The sequence below is a fragment of the Actinocrispum wychmicini genome, from assembly GCF_004345645.1.
Classification (GTDB): Bacteria; Actinomycetota; Actinomycetes; order Mycobacteriales; family Pseudonocardiaceae; genus Kibdelosporangium; species Kibdelosporangium wychmicini.
Map to the genome: position 1 here is coordinate 199,902 of NZ_SLWS01000005.1, position 13,770 is coordinate 213,671.

General features: G+C 69.4%; 16 protein-coding genes. 10 read left to right on the plus strand and 6 right to left on the minus strand.

Annotation, left to right across the window (positions count from 1 at the left end; translation table 11 throughout):
- The first annotated feature begins 12 nt into the window (after positions 1 to 12).
- Positions 13 to 1,395, plus strand: a complete 1,383-nt coding sequence (locus EV192_RS22885) for an NAD-dependent malic enzyme (RefSeq protein ID WP_132118638.1) — start codon at positions 13 to 15, stop codon at positions 1,393 to 1,395.
- Positions 1,392 to 2,312: a molybdenum cofactor biosynthesis protein MoaE gene (locus tag EV192_RS22890; protein ID WP_132118640.1), complete on the plus strand. Its 921-nt coding sequence runs from the start codon at positions 1,392 to 1,394 to the stop codon at positions 2,310 to 2,312. Before EV192_RS22885 ends, EV192_RS22890 begins: the two co-directional genes overlap by 4 nt.
- Here EV192_RS22890 and EV192_RS22895 read toward each other — a convergent pair.
- Entirely contained in the window at positions 2,299 to 3,219 is a 921-nt protein-coding gene (locus EV192_RS22895; protein ID WP_132118642.1) for a GbsR/MarR family transcriptional regulator, read from the minus strand. The genes EV192_RS22890 and EV192_RS22895 overlap by 14 nt on opposite strands.
- Before the next feature lie 197 nt (positions 3,220 to 3,416).
- Between EV192_RS22895 and EV192_RS22900 the strand changes: the two genes are divergently transcribed.
- Together EV192_RS22900 and EV192_RS22905 are read left to right on the plus strand one after the other, a co-directional pair.
- Positions 3,417 to 4,310 (plus strand): ABC transporter ATP-binding protein, encoded by an 894-nt coding sequence (locus tag EV192_RS22900; protein WP_132118644.1) that lies wholly within the window; start codon positions 3,417 to 3,419, stop codon positions 4,308 to 4,310.
- A complete protein-coding gene (locus tag EV192_RS22905) occupies positions 4,310 to 5,158 on the plus strand; it encodes an ABC transporter permease (RefSeq protein ID WP_132118646.1) in 849 nt (282 codons plus the stop codon). Before EV192_RS22900 ends, EV192_RS22905 begins: the two co-directional genes overlap by 1 nt.
- Positions 5,159 to 5,239: 81 nt before the next feature.
- Here the strand turns inward: EV192_RS22905 and EV192_RS22910 are convergent, their stop codons facing one another.
- Positions 5,240 to 5,878, minus strand: a complete 639-nt coding sequence (locus EV192_RS22910) for a LysM peptidoglycan-binding domain-containing protein (protein ID WP_132118648.1) — start codon at positions 5,876 to 5,878, stop codon at positions 5,240 to 5,242.
- Positions 5,879 to 6,262: 384 nt separating this feature from the next.
- Positions 6,263 to 6,538: a MoaD/ThiS family protein gene (locus EV192_RS22915; RefSeq protein ID WP_132118650.1), complete on the minus strand. Its 276-nt coding sequence runs from the start codon at positions 6,536 to 6,538 to the stop codon at positions 6,263 to 6,265.
- 45 nt (positions 6,539 to 6,583) lie between these two features.
- On the opposite strand from EV192_RS22915, the gene EV192_RS22920 reads away from it, so the two are divergent.
- Positions 6,584 to 7,450 (plus strand): alpha/beta fold hydrolase, encoded by an 867-nt coding sequence (locus EV192_RS22920; RefSeq protein ID WP_132118652.1) that lies wholly within the window; start codon positions 6,584 to 6,586, stop codon positions 7,448 to 7,450.
- 5 nt (positions 7,451 to 7,455) lie between these two features.
- Entirely contained in the window at positions 7,456 to 8,037 is a 582-nt protein-coding gene (locus EV192_RS22925; RefSeq protein ID WP_132118654.1) for a TetR/AcrR family transcriptional regulator, read from the plus strand.
- On the opposite strand, the gene EV192_RS22930 is transcribed toward EV192_RS22925, so the two are convergent.
- The gene (locus EV192_RS22930; protein WP_132118656.1) at positions 8,027 to 9,655 is read right to left on the minus strand and encodes an MFS transporter; all 1,629 of its coding nucleotides are present in this window, start codon (positions 9,653 to 9,655) and stop codon (positions 8,027 to 8,029) included. The two genes, EV192_RS22925 and EV192_RS22930, sit on opposite strands and share 11 nt — an antisense overlap.
- Positions 9,656 to 9,771: 116 nt before the next feature.
- Between EV192_RS22930 and EV192_RS22935 the strand changes: the two genes are divergently transcribed.
- The gene (locus EV192_RS22935) at positions 9,772 to 10,263 is read left to right on the plus strand and encodes a MarR family winged helix-turn-helix transcriptional regulator (protein ID WP_132118658.1); all 492 of its coding nucleotides are present in this window, start codon (positions 9,772 to 9,774) and stop codon (positions 10,261 to 10,263) included.
- Complete coding sequence (locus tag EV192_RS22940; RefSeq protein ID WP_132118660.1) at positions 10,263 to 10,661, plus strand: TOBE domain-containing protein; 399 nt, start codon at positions 10,263 to 10,265, stop codon at positions 10,659 to 10,661. The genes EV192_RS22935 and EV192_RS22940 overlap by 1 nt, the downstream gene beginning before the upstream one ends.
- Here EV192_RS22940 and EV192_RS53980 read toward each other — a convergent pair.
- Entirely contained in the window at positions 10,651 to 10,803 is a 153-nt protein-coding gene (locus EV192_RS53980; protein ID WP_165960554.1) for a hypothetical protein, read from the minus strand. The genes EV192_RS22940 and EV192_RS53980 overlap by 11 nt on opposite strands.
- Positions 10,804 to 10,945: 142 nt before the next feature.
- Here EV192_RS53980 and EV192_RS22945 point away from each other — a divergent pair, with 142 nt between their 5' ends.
- Both EV192_RS22945 and EV192_RS22950 read left to right on the plus strand, forming a co-directional pair.
- Positions 10,946 to 11,731 carry an HAD-IIA family hydrolase gene (locus EV192_RS22945; RefSeq protein ID WP_132119738.1) on the plus strand — a complete coding sequence of 262 codons (786 nt, stop codon included), beginning with the start codon at positions 10,946 to 10,948 and terminating at the stop codon, positions 11,729 to 11,731.
- 54 nt (positions 11,732 to 11,785) lie between these two features.
- The gene (locus EV192_RS22950) at positions 11,786 to 12,592 is read left to right on the plus strand and encodes a metallophosphoesterase (RefSeq protein WP_132118662.1); all 807 of its coding nucleotides are present in this window, start codon (positions 11,786 to 11,788) and stop codon (positions 12,590 to 12,592) included.
- Here EV192_RS22950 and EV192_RS22955 read toward each other — a convergent pair.
- The gene (locus EV192_RS22955; protein WP_165960555.1) at positions 12,574 to 13,749 is read right to left on the minus strand and encodes a DUF1444 family protein; all 1,176 of its coding nucleotides are present in this window, start codon (positions 13,747 to 13,749) and stop codon (positions 12,574 to 12,576) included. The two genes, EV192_RS22950 and EV192_RS22955, sit on opposite strands and share 19 nt — an antisense overlap.
- Positions 13,750 to 13,770 lie beyond the last annotated feature (21 nt).

The window sequence follows — 13,770 nt, forward strand, 5'->3', positions numbered from 1 at the left end:
GGGGAGCTGAAGATGCCGGTACCCGGTCCTGGTTATTCGATCACCATCCGGGTCGAGGCCCCGCCGTCGGCGAGCGCCGCCGGCGACCTGACCTCGGCCGTCGGCCGGGTAGGCGGTGTCATCACCGCGTTCGACGTGGTGGAGTCGCACACCGACCGGGTGGTCGTGGACATCACGTGCAACGCGACGTCCGCCGAGCACGCCAAGGACATCACGGACGCGCTGGACCAGATGCCCGGCGTGTCGGTCCGCAAGGTGTCCGACCGGACGTTCCTGATCCACCTCGGCGGCAAGCTGGAGGTCCACTCCAAGGTCGCGCTCCGCAACCGTGACGACCTGTCCCGCGCGTACACGCCCGGTGTCGCGCGCGTGTGCCAGGCGATCGCCGCGAACCCCGAGGACGCCCGTCGCCTGACCATCAAGCGCAACACCGTCGCCGTCGTCACGGACGGTTCGGCCGTGCTGGGTCTTGGCAACATCGGCCCGGCCGCCGCCCTGCCGGTGATGGAGGGCAAGGCGGTGCTCTTCAAGAAGTTCGCGGACGTGGACGCGTGGCCGATCGTGCTGGACACCCAGGACACGGACGAGATCATCCGGACCGTTGAGCTGATCGCCCCGGCGTACGCGGGCATCAACCTGGAGGACATCGCGGCGCCGCGCTGCTTCGAGATCGAGGCGCGGCTGCGGGAGAAGCTGGACATCCCGGTGTTCCACGACGACCAGCACGGCACCGCGATCGTGGTCGTCGCCGCGTTGCGCAACGCGTTGCGCGTGGTCGGCAGGGACCTGGCGGACTGCAAGATCGTGGTGTGCGGCGTCGGCGCGGCCGGCTCGGCGATCATCCGGCTGCTGCTGCATCGCGGGCCTGCGGACATCGTCGCCGTGGACATCGACGGCATCGTGCACAGCGAGCGTGGCGACCTGGACCCCAACCTGATCTCGATCGCCGCGGCCACCAACAAGGACGGCATGTCCGGCACCCTGCACGACGCGCTGGTCGGCGCGGACGTGTTCATCGGTGTCTCGGCGCCCAACCTGTTCGGCGCCGAGCAGGTCAAGACCATGGCGTCGAACGCGATCGTCTTCGCGCTCGCCAACCCGGACCCGGAGATCGACCCCCTGGAAGCCCAGCAGTACGCGGCGGTCGTCGCCACCGGCCGCAGCGACTACCCGAACCAGATCAACAACGTCCTGGCGTTCCCGGGTGTCTTCCGCGGGCTGCTGGACGCGCATGCCAACACGATCACCGATTCGATGCTCCTGGCCGCGGCGGACGCCATCGCGGACATCGCCGACGGCGGCCGGATCAACGCGTCGTTCATCGTGCCCAGCGTGTTCGACGCGGCCGTCGCCCCAGCGGTCGCCGAGGCGGTCCGCAAGGCGGCAACGGCGTGACGTCCACGGCGCGGGTCATCACGGCCTCCAATCGTGCGGCGGCCGGGGTCTACGAGGACCGGACCGGCCCGGTGATCGTGGACTGGCTGCGGGTCCGTGGCTACGACGTGCCCGCGCCGATCGTCGTCCCGGACGGCGGCCCGGTCGCCTCGGCGCTGCGTGAGGCGATCGCCGAAGGTGTTTCGGTCGTCATCACGACCGGCGGAACGGGGATCACGCCGACCGATCGCACGCCCGAGGCCACGTCCAGTGTGCTCGACTACGAGATCCCTGGCCTTGCGGACGCTGTGCGGGCGGCTGGGCAGCCCGAAGTGCCCACTGCGGCTCTGTCCCGGGGTTTGGCGGGTGTGGCGGGCAAGACGCTGGTGGTGAACCTGCCTGGTTCCACCGGTGGGGTCCGGGACGGTCTGGGTGTGCTGGACGGTGTCCTTGACCATGCGGTGGACCAGTTGCGTGGTGGTGACCACGCACGGCAGGCGGGCCAGATCGTGCCTGCTCGGGTGGTGCGCGCGGTGGTGACCGAGGAGCCGCTTTCGGTGGATGAGCACGCGTCGCTGGTGGCGGACCGCGCTGCTGGGGCCGTGGTCACTTTCGCGGGAGTTGTGCGGGACCACGACCGGAACCGGGCGGTGCGGGAGCTGGCGTACAGCGGTCATCCGAGTGCGGCCGAAGTCATCGAACGGGTCGCCGCCAAGATCGCTGGGTCTCGGCCAGGGCTTCGTGGGGTCGCGGTGAGCCATCGGATCGGGCAGTTGCGGATCGGTGATGTGGCGTTGGCGTGCGCGGTGTCCGGTGAGCACCGGGCGGAGGCGTTCGAGGCCTGCTCGGACCTGGTGGACGAGGTGAAGCGGCAGTTGCCGATCTGGAAGCACCAGACCTTCGCCGACGGCACCGACGAGTGGGTCAACTGCCCCTGAGGGCCTCGCGCTGGGCCGCGGTCAGTCGCCCGGGTCTGGCGGCGGCGGTGTAGGCGCCTGAATCGAGCCGGTGGACGGTGACCGGGTCGGTCATGTCTGGACGTCGTCGGGCGTCGTTCAGCGCGGTTGCGACGCGGTCCTTCGGCCAGTCCAGGGCCACGGCCAGTTCGTCGATGGTGCGTGGTTCGCCGAGGGCGTGTACGAGGGCCGCCAGCACGGTGAACGCGTCGTCGGAGGTTGGTGGTGTGGTATCGCCGGCCATGTCCTGGCTGAGCTGGGCGAAGAACCGGCCCATCTGCGCCATCCGCGCCCCGGACGGGGTGGCGGCGCCGAAGATGTCGGCGCCTTCTTGGGCGGCGTCCGCCCACATCGCGTTCTGCTTGGCACTTGTCAGCCAGGTCCGCAGCCAGATGTCGTCGTCGATCAGGTACCGCTCCTGCCGGCGCGGGCCGCGTTCCCGTTCGATCAGATCCAGCGACTCCAGGTAGCCGACGGCCTTGGACACCGACGCTGGGCTGACCGTCAGGCGTTGCACCAGCTCGACGGCGGTCAGTGCACCGGAGTCGGTGGTGATCAGGCAGGTGAACACGCGAGCCGCCATCCGCGGCATCCCGGTCTGGACCAGCAACGCCGCGAACCGTTCCACGAAGTCTCGCGCCGCCACTGGATCGCCTGGCATGGCCGGTCGCCGAGCGGTGGTGAGCTTGGGCCGCCGGGCCCGCCGCCAGGTGGCTCGGTGGGCCTGGTCGGCTTGGTAGGCGCCGGGGCCGCCGTTGCGGGCGATCTCCCGGCTGACGGTCGAGGTCGGCCGGTCCAGCCGTCGCGCGATCTCGGCGTAGCCGAGGCCGCCGGCCAGTCCGGACGCGATGTGCTGCCGGTCCCGTTGGGTGAGCCTGCCGCCCGCCACCGTGTCCACCTCCGCGTTGCTGATTGATCAGCCCCAGTGTGCGTTCACGATCTGAACATTGCAACAAGCTGTTGCGTTCACCGACACAACGTCGCATCAATTTATGCCTTGTTACCTGCGAAACAGAAGAATCTGTCGTTGACGCGTTTGGAAAACGCAACATAGCGTTCACGCTGACCTGAACGAGAGGAGGAGCGATGACGACGAGCGACAGCGTCGTGGTCGACGTCGACGGGATGCGCATGCGGTACGGCTCGATCGATGTCCTGCACGGCGTGGCGTTCCAGGTCCACCGCGGTGAGGTGTTGGCCCTGCTCGGGCCGAACGGCGCCGGGAAGACCACCACGATCGAGATCCTGGAGGGGTTTCGGATGCGGTCGGCGGGCCGGGTGGCGGTGCTCGGCGCCGATCCGGCCCACGGCACCGAGCAGTGGCGGGCGCGGGTGGGGATCGTCCTGCAGTCCTGGCGGGACCACGGCAACTGGCGGGTGCGGGAACTGCTCAGGCATCTCGGTTCCCTCTACGCCTGTTACTCCACCGATCGCGTCCGGCGGCCCAGAGACCCGGACGAACTCGCCCGCGCGGTCGGGCTGACCGAGCACGCGGACCGGAAGATCAGGACGCTCTCCGGCGGGCAGCGCCGCCGGCTGGACGTGGCGATCGGCATCGTGGGCCGGCCCGAGCTGCTCTTCCTCGACGAGCCGACGGCCGGGCTCGACCCGGAGGCCCGGCGGGTGTTCCACGACCTCGTGCACCAGCTCAGCGCGCAGGACGAGACGACCATCCTGCTCACCACGCACGACCTGAACGAGGCCGAGAAACTCGCCAGCCGGATCGTCATCCTCAACGGCGGGCGGATCGCCGCGGACGGCACCGCCGCGGAACTCGCGCGGCGGATCGCGGGCGAGGACGAGGTGCGCTGGACCCGCGACGGCAGGCACTTCGTCCAGTCGACCACCGAGTCCACCAAGTTCGTCCGTGAACTGTTCGGCGAGTACGGCGAGGCGGTCGCTGAGCTCGAAGTCCGTCGTGCCTCGCTGGAGGACACCTATCTCGCCCTGGTGCACAAGGCCGAAGCCGAGGTGGCGTGATGACCCCGACCGCGACCGCGTTGCGCGGCGGCTGGTCCCGCGGCTTGATCGAGCTGCGGCAGTCGTTCACCAACGGCACCGAGCTGGTGGGTCACTTCTTCTGGCCCACGCTGATGGTGGTCGTCACGTTCCTGCTGCGGGACACGACCTTCGGCGGCACCGGGTTCCTGCTCGGCACCTTGGTCCTGCCGGGCATTCTCGGCATGAACGCCGCGATGTCGTTGGTCAGCATGAGCCAGCAGCTCACCGCCGACCGGGAGGACGGCACGCTGCTGCGCGCGAAGGCCACGCCGAACGGAATGCTGAGCTACCTGCTCGGCAAGATCATCTCGGTGGCCGGCGGCCTGGTCGTGGACCTGGCGATCTTCCTGATTCCCAGCATGATCCTGGTGCGCGGGCTCGCGGTGGGCAGCGTGGGTGCCTGGCTGCACATGGCGTGGGTGCTGGTGCTGGGGCTGCTGGCGGCCCTGCCGATCGGCGCGGTGCTGGGGTCGCTGTTCACCAGCGCCCGCAGCCAGGGCCTGCTCACGCTGCCGATCCTGGCGCTGATCGGGATCAGCGGGATCTTCTACCCGATCACCGCGCTGCCGGACTGGCTGCAGTGGCTCGCCCAGGTCTTCCCGATCTACTGGCTCGGCCTGGGCATGCGGTCCGCCCTGTTGCCGGACGGTGCGGTGAGCATCGAGATCGGCCAGTCCTGGCGGCATCTGGAGACCGTCGGTGTCCTGGGCGCGTGGCTGGTGCTCGGGCTGGTCGTCGCGCCGGTCGTGCTGCGGCGAATGGCTCGCCGGGAGTCTGGTTCGAGCGTGGCCGAGCGGCGCGAGCGGGCCATGCGCCGGGTCGGCTGATCCTCGTCCGGGAAACTGGCTGAAGCCGGATTCCCGTTCGTGTCAACGGGAATCCGGCTTCGATCAGCTAACCGCCAACGGTCACTTGGTGACCAGGTTCTGACCCGGGAAGATCAGGTTGGGGTTGGTGACGCTGCCCTTGTTCTTCTCGAACAGGGCCTGCCAGCCGCCGGGGACGTTGAGCTGCTCGGCGATCTTGGACAGCGTGTCGCCGGCCTTGACCACGTAGTCGCCGGGGTTCTGCTGCTGGACCGGGGCCGCCTGCTGCACCGGCGCGGCCTTGGGGGCCGCCGGCTTCGGGGTGGCCTTCTTGGGGGCCACAGCCGCCTTCTTCGGGGCCTTCTTCGCCGGGGCCGACGAACCGCCGCCGAGGCCCTTCGGGCCACAGTGCGGCCAGGCCTTGATGCCCTGGCTCTTCAGGACGTTCTCGGCGACCCGGATCTGCTCTTCGCGGGAGGCGTTCTGCGGGCTGCCGGAGCCGCCGTTGGAGCGCCAGGTGCCCTGGTTGAACTGCAGGCCACCGTAGTAACCGTTGCCGGTACTGGTTCCCCAGTTGCCGCCACTTTCACACTGGGCGACGGCATCCCAGTTGACGCCTTCAGCCTGCGCCGGAGCTGCCGCCAGGGCCAGGGGCGCACCGACCGCGATGCCGGCGAGGGCGACGCGAGCGATGGCGCGGGTGGCGATGGTGGACTTGCGGTGCTTGCCGGGGTTGGTCATTTCGGTCTCATCTTCAGCACCTGCTTACTGCCTGCCAGAGGGCGTAGCTCGGGGCGACCCTCCTGCTCCCGTCCGGAAGTTGGCTCTCACTCGGGGTTCGGGTCCCGTGAGCCCACCGGACGGGGTTCGGTGCTGCGGGCTCTCGGGGTGGTGCCGGGCTGGTCGGGTCCAGCCCGAGAGCGACCGTACGTAACCGCGACCGAGATCGGAAATTTATGCGGCCGTGACCTAGGTCACAGTAACGTCACGCAACCCGGTGCGATCGACAGTGTCTGTGCAGGTAGGTACGTCGTTACCGGGCCGTGTCCTGGCCGAGATATTTCACGCTAAGTGAGACGTGGGTCATGCGTGTCGCAGCCCGATTGGGCCGTTGGTGGACGCTCGTCAGCCGCCCGCGAAGGGTGGGAGCACGTCCAGTTGCACCCCGTCGGACAGTCTGGTGGCCGGCTGGCGAACGGCGATTCCGTCCAGCAGGTAGCTGCAAGCTGTCAGAACGCCTGCCAGTCGATCGCCATGTCGCTCCGCGATGGCCCGCGCGGCGTCACTGACCGTGCTGCCGGCCGGCAGGGCAAGGGGTTCCTCGTCGAGCCCGGAGGCGGCACGGGCGCCGGCGAAGTAGCGAACCTGGATGGTGACCTTGTCACTCACCCCCGTCAGCATAGTATGCAATAGACATACATACGGAATGTATGTTTTGATGGGGGCATGGCGATCAGCGACGAACTGGGAACGGCGAAATCGGTCTGGCTGAGCCGGGCGAAGATCGAGTACCGCGAACGTGGCGCGGGGCCGCCGGTCGTGTTCGTGCACGGCCTGCTGGTGAACGCGGACATCTGGCGCAAGGTCGTGCCCGCCGTCGCGGAGGCCGGAAACCGTTGTATCGCACCGGACTGGCCGCTCGGGGCGCACAGCACGGCGGTGCCGGGAGTGGATCTGAGCCCGCCGGCACTCGCCGACATGATCGCCGAGTTCCTGGACACTTTGGACATCCGGGACGCCACGATCGTCGCCAACGACACCGGCGGCGCACTCGTCCAACTGCTGATGGTCCAACGACCGGACCGGATCGCGCGGGTCGTGCTGACTCCGTCGGACTGCTTCGAGTCGTTCTTCCCGCCCGTGTTCGCGCCGCTGCCCAAGCTCGCCCGGGTGCCCGGCTTCCTGTGGCTGCTCGTCCAGGCCGCGCGGCTGCGGCTGGTCCAGCGGTCGCCGCTGGCGTTCGGTTGGGTCGCGAAACGACCGCTCGACAAGGACATCGTCGAGTCGTACATCGCCCCGAGCCGACGGCTGGAGATCCGGGACGACCTGCGCCGGTTCCTGTTGACCGTCCACAACCGACACACGCTGGCCGCGGCCGAGCGGTTCGGCGAGTTCGACAAGCCGGTGCTGCTGGCGTGGGCCGAGGAGGACAAGCTGTTCCCGATCAAGCTGGCCCACCGGCTGGTCGAGGCGCTGCCCAACGCGAGCCTCACCGCGGTCGCCGACAGCTACACGTTCATCCCGGAGGACCAGCCGGCCAAGCTGGCCGAGCTGATCACCTGGTTCATCGCCGCGGAGCTCGCGGCACACTGATACGTATGCCACGGACTCAGGAGGACCGGTCCCGGTCGACCCGGAACGCCCTGCTCGCAGCCGGCCGCCGACTGTTCGCCGAGCGCGGGTACGCGCAGGTCTCGGCGGACGAGATCGTGGCCGCGGCCGGGCTGACCCGTGGCGCGCTGCACCACCACTACAAGGACAAGCAGGGCCTGTTCCTGGCCGTGTTCGAACAGATCGAGCAGGAGTTGCGCGCCGAGATCGCGGCGAGCATCGAGGCCGCGCCGGACGTGCCCGGCCGGATGGCGGCCGGCTTGACGTCCTTTCTGGACGTCTGCCAGCGGCCCGAGATCCTGCGGATCGGCCTGCTGGACGCGCCGACCGTGCTCGGCTGGGAGACGTGGCGCGCGATCGAGAGCGAGCACGCGTTCGGTCTCATCGTCGACCTGCTGGACAAGGCGGCCGCGGACGGGCTGCTCAAGCAGCCGCCGTCCGCGGTCCTGGCCCGGTTCATCCTCAGCGCGGTCATCGAAGCGGCGCTGATGATCGCCCACGAGACGGCGACCCGCGCCGAGGTCGAAGCGTCCCTCGGCGCGATGCTCACCGGCGTGTTCAGTGGTTGAGTTGGGTGGCGTCGGCCGGCAGCCGGCGCGGCAGCAGGAAGCTGAGCAGGGCCACCACGCCGAGCGCGGCCACGATGTACCAGGACATCGTGCTGAACGTGTGGGTGAACGTCTCCGCCCGGACCGTGCCGAGCACAGACCCGACCGCCGGGTCGAGGGCGCCGCCGCCGGCCTGGCAGCTCGGCGGCAGCAGAGCCGGGTCGCTCATGCCGACCATGTCCACGTAGCAGTCCTTCATCCCCGCGACGGCCTGGCCCGGCACACCCGCCGCCTGTAGCTGGCCGGTGTGCGCGTCGAACACGGTGCCCGCGCTCGACGTCAGGTTGTTGAAGAACAGCACGCCCAGCAAGGAGATGCCGAGCGCGCCGCCCAGCTGGTCACTCGCGTTCAGGGTGCCGGAGGCCGCGCCGGCGTCCTCCTGGCGGACCTTCGCGCCGGCCATCGCGAACACCGGGCCGATCACCGCGCCCATCCCGAGCCCGGCCAGCAGCAGCCACGGCACCATGTCCCAGAAGTCGGTCCGGGCGTCCATAGTGGACAGCATGCCGACCATGGCGGCGGCGAAGCCGAGCGCGCCCACCGTGCCGACGTACCGGCCGAACCGCTTGACCAGGGCGTCGCCCGGGATGATGGTGATCATCGTCCCGATCGAGAACGGCAGGGACGTCAGGCCGGACTTCAGCGGCGTGAACCCGAGGCCGACCTGCATCGTGAGGGTGTACGCGAGGAAGAACGCGGACATCCCGCCGAAGAACACGCCCAGCATCGCGGCGCCGCCGGCGAAGCCACGCGACTTGAACAGCCGGATCGGCACGAGGGCCGAGATGCCGCGGGCGCGGGAGCTCCAGACGAACAGTGCGAAGAACGGCAGCGACAGCGCCATCGAGACGAAGGTCCACGTCGGCCAGCCCAGTTCCCGGCCCTGCACCAACGGAACCAGCACCAGCAGCAGCGCGACCGTCACCAGGACCATGCCCCGCAGGTCGGGCTTGAGCGGGTGGTCCGAGCGGGTGTCCGGCACGACGATCCAGGCGGCGATCAGGGCGGCGATGCCGACCGGCACGTTCACCAGGAAGATCGCCCGCCAGCCGAGGTCGAACACCGAGTTCTCCACGAGCACCCCGGACAGCAGCGGGCCGAGGATGGCCGCGAGCCCGGCGATGCCGCCGAACATGCCACCCGCGGACGCCCGCTCGGACGGTGGGAACGTGGCGTACAGGGTGCTCAGGATCTGCGGGATCATGACCGACGCCGAAAGGCCCTGGAGCACGCGGGCCGCGACGAGCGTCTCGGGCGACCAGGCCAGTCCGCACAGCAGGGAGAAGACGGTGAACCCGGCCATGCCGAGCAGGAACATCCGCTTGCGGCCGTACAGGTCACCGAGCCGGCCGCCGGTGATCATGCCGACCGCGAAGGCCAGCGTGTATCCCGCGGCGACCCACTGTACGGCCGAGTATCCGGCGTTCAGGTCGCCGCGGATCGCGGGTAAGGCGACGTTCACGATCGTGGTGTCGAGCAGGTCCATGAATCCGGCGATCATCAGCACGGCGAGCGCGGCCCACCGTCGGGGATGTCCGGTCTGTTCCGGCGGGGCCGGGGCTTCCAGCGTGCTGTTCACGGGTGTCTCCAGCGTATGATGTCTCTAGAACGAAGCTTTCGCTCCAGCTGTAATTTCTAGTTACTAAGTCTCTTAGTTGCTAAGATGACTGGAAGAGTAAGAGGAGTGGGTGGGTCATGTCAACCGAGACCGAACGCGGCACGTACCCGGTGCCCCCGGACGAGCTGCAACGGTTCGGGAACATGGGCAGGGAGATGAGCGGGCTGACTGTGCTCGCGCACTCCCGCATCGCCGACCAGATGGGTGTGTCGGCCACCGACTACAAGTGCCTCGACATCGTCATGCAGGGCGAAAGCCCGCTGACCGCCGGCCAGATCGCCAAGATGTCGGGCCTGTCCACCGGCGCGGTCACCGGCGTGATCGACCGGCTGGAGAAACGCGGTTTCGTCCGGCGCGTCCGCGATCCGCACGACCGCCGCAAAGTACTGGTCGAAGTGACCACAAAGGACATCTCGCGGTACGACCACCTGTTCGCGCACCTGGCCGCCGGCATGGCCGAGGTGCTTGCCCGGTTCAGTCCGGACGAGCGGGCGGTGATCGAGCGCTACCAGCGTGAGATCATCGACCGGTTCCGCAAGGACGCGTTCAGTGGCTTGGAGAGGTCCTGATGCCCCAGTTCCGCTTCGCCGAAGCGGCCCGCCTGCTCGGCGTGAGCGACGACACCATCCGCCGGTGGGCCGACGCCGGCGAACTCACCGCGCGGCTGGACACCGCCGGGCGCAAAGTGGTCGACGGCGCCGAGCTGGCCGCGTTCGCCAGCGCGCACGCCAACGAGACCCCCGACCCGTCCGGCGTCGGCCGCTCGGCCCGCAACCGGTTCGTCGGCCTGGTCACGTCGATCGTCGCCGACCGGGTGATGGCCCAGGTGGAGATCCAGTGCGGCCCGCACAAGGTGGTGTCGCTGATGTCGTCCGAGGCCGTGCGTGAACTGGGCCTGGAGCCGGGATCCCTCGCGGTCGCGGTGGTCAAGGCCACCCAGGTGATGGTGGAAACCCCTAACGGCTAGCCGACGTCGCCGGCGGGCCCTGCACGCCCGCGGGCTGCGGGACCACGATCCGGCCCGCCCGGTCGCCGGGGGACAGCAGCACCACGGTGACCCCGATGCAGAGGGTCAGCAGCCCGGCCAACACGACGACTGTCCAGTTCACCGGCCCGCGACTCGGTTTGCGTCTGCGACCCAACTCGACTCCTCGCCGTTACTCCGGTCGCCATTACTATCGTTCCGCCGGTTGGCCGGTCAAGCCCAACCGGGCGCCCTGGTGGGACGTTCGCCGTGGCGCTGGGATCATGATGCCCATGACCTGGAACTACCTGATGGACATGGACGGCGTGTTGGTCCACGAGGAGCACCTGGTGCCCGGTGTGGACGAGTTCCTCGCCGAACTGCGTGCCAACGGCATCCGGTTCCTCGTACTGACGAACAACTCCATCTACACCCCCAGGGACCTGCGGGCCCGGCTCGCCCGGACCGGACTGGACGTGCCGGAGACCGCGATCTGGACGTCCGCACTGGCCACCGCCAAGTTCCTTGACACGCAACGGCCCGGCGGTTCCGCGTTCGTGATCGGCGAGGCCGGACTGACCACCGCGCTGCACGAAGTGGGCTACGTGCTGACCGACCGCGACCCGGACTACGTGGTGCTCGGCGAGACCAGGACCTACAGCTTCACCGCGATCACCCAGGCGATCCGGCTGGTGGAGGAGGGCGCGAAGTTCATCGCCACCAACCCGGACGCCACCGGCCCCAGCCGGGAGGGGTCGCTGCCGGCCACCGGCGCCGTGGCCGCGTTGATCGAACGGGCCACCGGCTTCCAGCCGTACTTCGTGGGCAAGCCGAACCCGCTGATGATGCGCTCGGCCCTGCGCGCGTTGTCCGCGCACTCGGAGAACACCCTGATGATCGGCGACCGGATGGACACCGACGTCAAGGCCGGGCTGGAGGCGGGCCTGCGGACGATTCTGGTTCTCACGGGCATTTCGACCGATCAGACCGCCGAACAGTTCCCGTACCGGCCGACCAGGATTCTGAACTCGGTCGCCGACCTGATCGGGCACACCTTGGAACCGTTCTCCTGACCCAGCGGAGCTTGCGCGGCGCGCATCTGTACCGACCGTTTATGGTGTCGTTTCGTGCGGGATGAGCAACGGACCTACGTGGTCGGGGACGTGCATGGGCACCGCGCCGAGCTGGCGGACGCACTGGTCGCCGCGGGCCTGCTCGACGAGGGCGGCAACTGGGCGGGCGGCGCCGCCCACCTGTGGTTCCTTGGCGACTTCGTGGACCGCGGGCCGGACGGCATCGGCGTGATCGACCTGGTCATGCGGCTGTCGAAGGACGCCGAGGCGGCCGGCGGCGAGGTCGACTCCCTGCTGGGCAACCACGAGATCCTGCTGCTGGGTATGCACCGGTTCGGTGACACCGAGGTGCCGTCCGACTTCGGGCCGCGCAGTTTCGCCCGCAGCTGGGAGATCAACGGCGGCCGGGAGACCGACCAGGCCGCGCTCACCGAGGCCCACCTGGACTGGCTCACCAGTCGGCGGGTGCTGGCGATCGTCGACGACCACCTGCTGATGCACTCGGACACCCTGGAGTACCTGCAGTGGGGCGAGACGGTCGACGACATCAACACCGCCGTCGGGGCCGTCCTCGGGTCGGACGACCTGGGCGACTGGTGGGAGTGCTGGCGGCGGATGACCACCCGGTACTCGTTCCGCGGGCCGCACGGGCCGGAGGTGGCCGCGCAGCTGTTGGACATCCTCGGTGGCAAACAGGTCGTGCACGGGCACAGTGTCATCGCCGACCAGCTGGGCATCCTGCCGTCCCAGGTGGAGGCCCCGTACGAGTACGCCGGCGGCAAGGCCCTCGGCGTCGACGGCGGCCTGTTCGTCGGTGGCCCCTGCCTGGTCGTGCCGTTGCCCTACACGCCGGAGGACTGACGGAGCCTGGCCAGGGTCTCGTTGTCCGGCCAGCGCAGCGTCCGCCGGCGGGGCGGCGTGGTCGGCGCCTCCTCCCACTCGGTGCCCAGGATCCGCTCGGCGCACGCCCAGGTGACCCGGAACGGGCCGGTCTCCACCGGGAAGATGATCTCGTCGGTGTACGGCAGCAGGGCGTCGCCCCTCGGCCAGGTGGTCACGCTGCGCGGACCGGGCTCCAGCACGTACTCGCCGACCTGCAGGGTCTCGCCGGCCTGCTGGAACAGCTTCTCCATCCGGTCCTTCTGCTCGCGGTACTCGAACGTCTCAAGGGACCGGTCCGCGAGCCGGATCTTCGCGTGCGACGGGTGGCTCTCGCCGGGGCGCCATGGCACCACGATGCCGTCCTCGTCCGGGTGGTACGGGACGGGCGACAGCCAGCGAGGATGGTCGTTGAACACGCGCAGGGCCTCGTCGAGCATCCAGGTCAGGGCGGGCACGTCGCCCGCGTCGGCGATGAGCATGGTGTCGCGGGCCGGCACCACGGCGACCGGGTCGAGGCCCAGCTCCTCGCCGAGGCCGGCGAGCCAGCCGGGGACGATCAGCCGGGACGACTCGTAGGTGTCCTCGCTCGCCACCGCCAGCACGCCGTTGTCGAGCCGGGCCAGGTGGGTGCCCTCGGCCATCAGGTTGTGCGCGGCGCGCTCGTTGGCCTCGTCGAACGTGACCCCCCACTGTTCCAGGCTGTCCGCGTTGACCAGGCTCATCCGGTGTTCGTGGTCGATCACCAGCATCTCCACCAGGTGGCGCATGGACGGCCGGCTGGCCACCGCGATGCCGCCGACCTGGCCGGCCTGCGCGTACGACGACGTCCGCAGCACCGGCCGCAGCCGCGGCGCCGCCTCCTCCCAGTCCTCCGGCTCGTCCGGCTGGGTGAACATGGCCGTGACGAACTGGCGGACCGCGGCCGTGCGCTCGGCGTTGTCCAGGTGCTTCACCTCGGCGAACAGGTTGCCGAGAAAGATGGAGTGCGAACCGGTCTCGCCGACCCGGCGGACCTCGATGCCGAAGTGCTCGGTCCGGGTGATCCGGGTGATCCCGGGCAGCCGGTTGATGGTGCTGACGAACTCGTCGGTGAACCGCTCCTCCGGTGTCCGCGACCGCCCGAACACCTTCCGCATTCGCCCCAGAAAAGCCATACC

Bases quoted from the DNA above. Each gene is read 5' to 3' on its own strand.
- EV192_RS22905 (WP_132118646.1), top strand. From the start codon at position 4,310: ATGACCCCGACCGCGACCGCGTTGCGCGGCGGCTGGTCCCGCGGCTTG.
- EV192_RS22885 (WP_132118638.1), top strand. From the start codon at position 13: ATGCCGGTACCCGGTCCTGGTTATTCGATCACCATCCGGGTCGAGGCC.
- EV192_RS22920 (WP_132118652.1), top strand. From the start codon at position 6,584: ATGGCGATCAGCGACGAACTGGGAACGGCGAAATCGGTCTGGCTGAGC.
- EV192_RS22910 (WP_132118648.1), bottom strand. From the start codon at position 5,878: ATGACCAACCCCGGCAAGCACCGCAAGTCCACCATCGCCACCCGCGCC.
- EV192_RS22915 (WP_132118650.1), bottom strand. From the start codon at position 6,538: ATGCTGACGGGGGTGAGTGACAAGGTCACCATCCAGGTTCGCTACTTC.
- EV192_RS22900 (WP_132118644.1), top strand. From the start codon at position 3,417: ATGACGACGAGCGACAGCGTCGTGGTCGACGTCGACGGGATGCGCATG.
- EV192_RS22945 (WP_132119738.1), top strand. From the start codon at position 10,946: ATGCCCATGACCTGGAACTACCTGATGGACATGGACGGCGTGTTGGTC.
- EV192_RS22955 (WP_165960555.1), bottom strand. From the start codon at position 13,749: ATGCGGAAGGTGTTCGGGCGGTCGCGGACACCGGAGGAGCGGTTCACC.
- EV192_RS22935 (WP_132118658.1), top strand. From the start codon at position 9,772: ATGTCAACCGAGACCGAACGCGGCACGTACCCGGTGCCCCCGGACGAG.
- EV192_RS22925 (WP_132118654.1), top strand. From the start codon at position 7,456: ATGCCACGGACTCAGGAGGACCGGTCCCGGTCGACCCGGAACGCCCTG.
- EV192_RS22940 (WP_132118660.1), top strand. From the start codon at position 10,263: ATGCCCCAGTTCCGCTTCGCCGAAGCGGCCCGCCTGCTCGGCGTGAGC.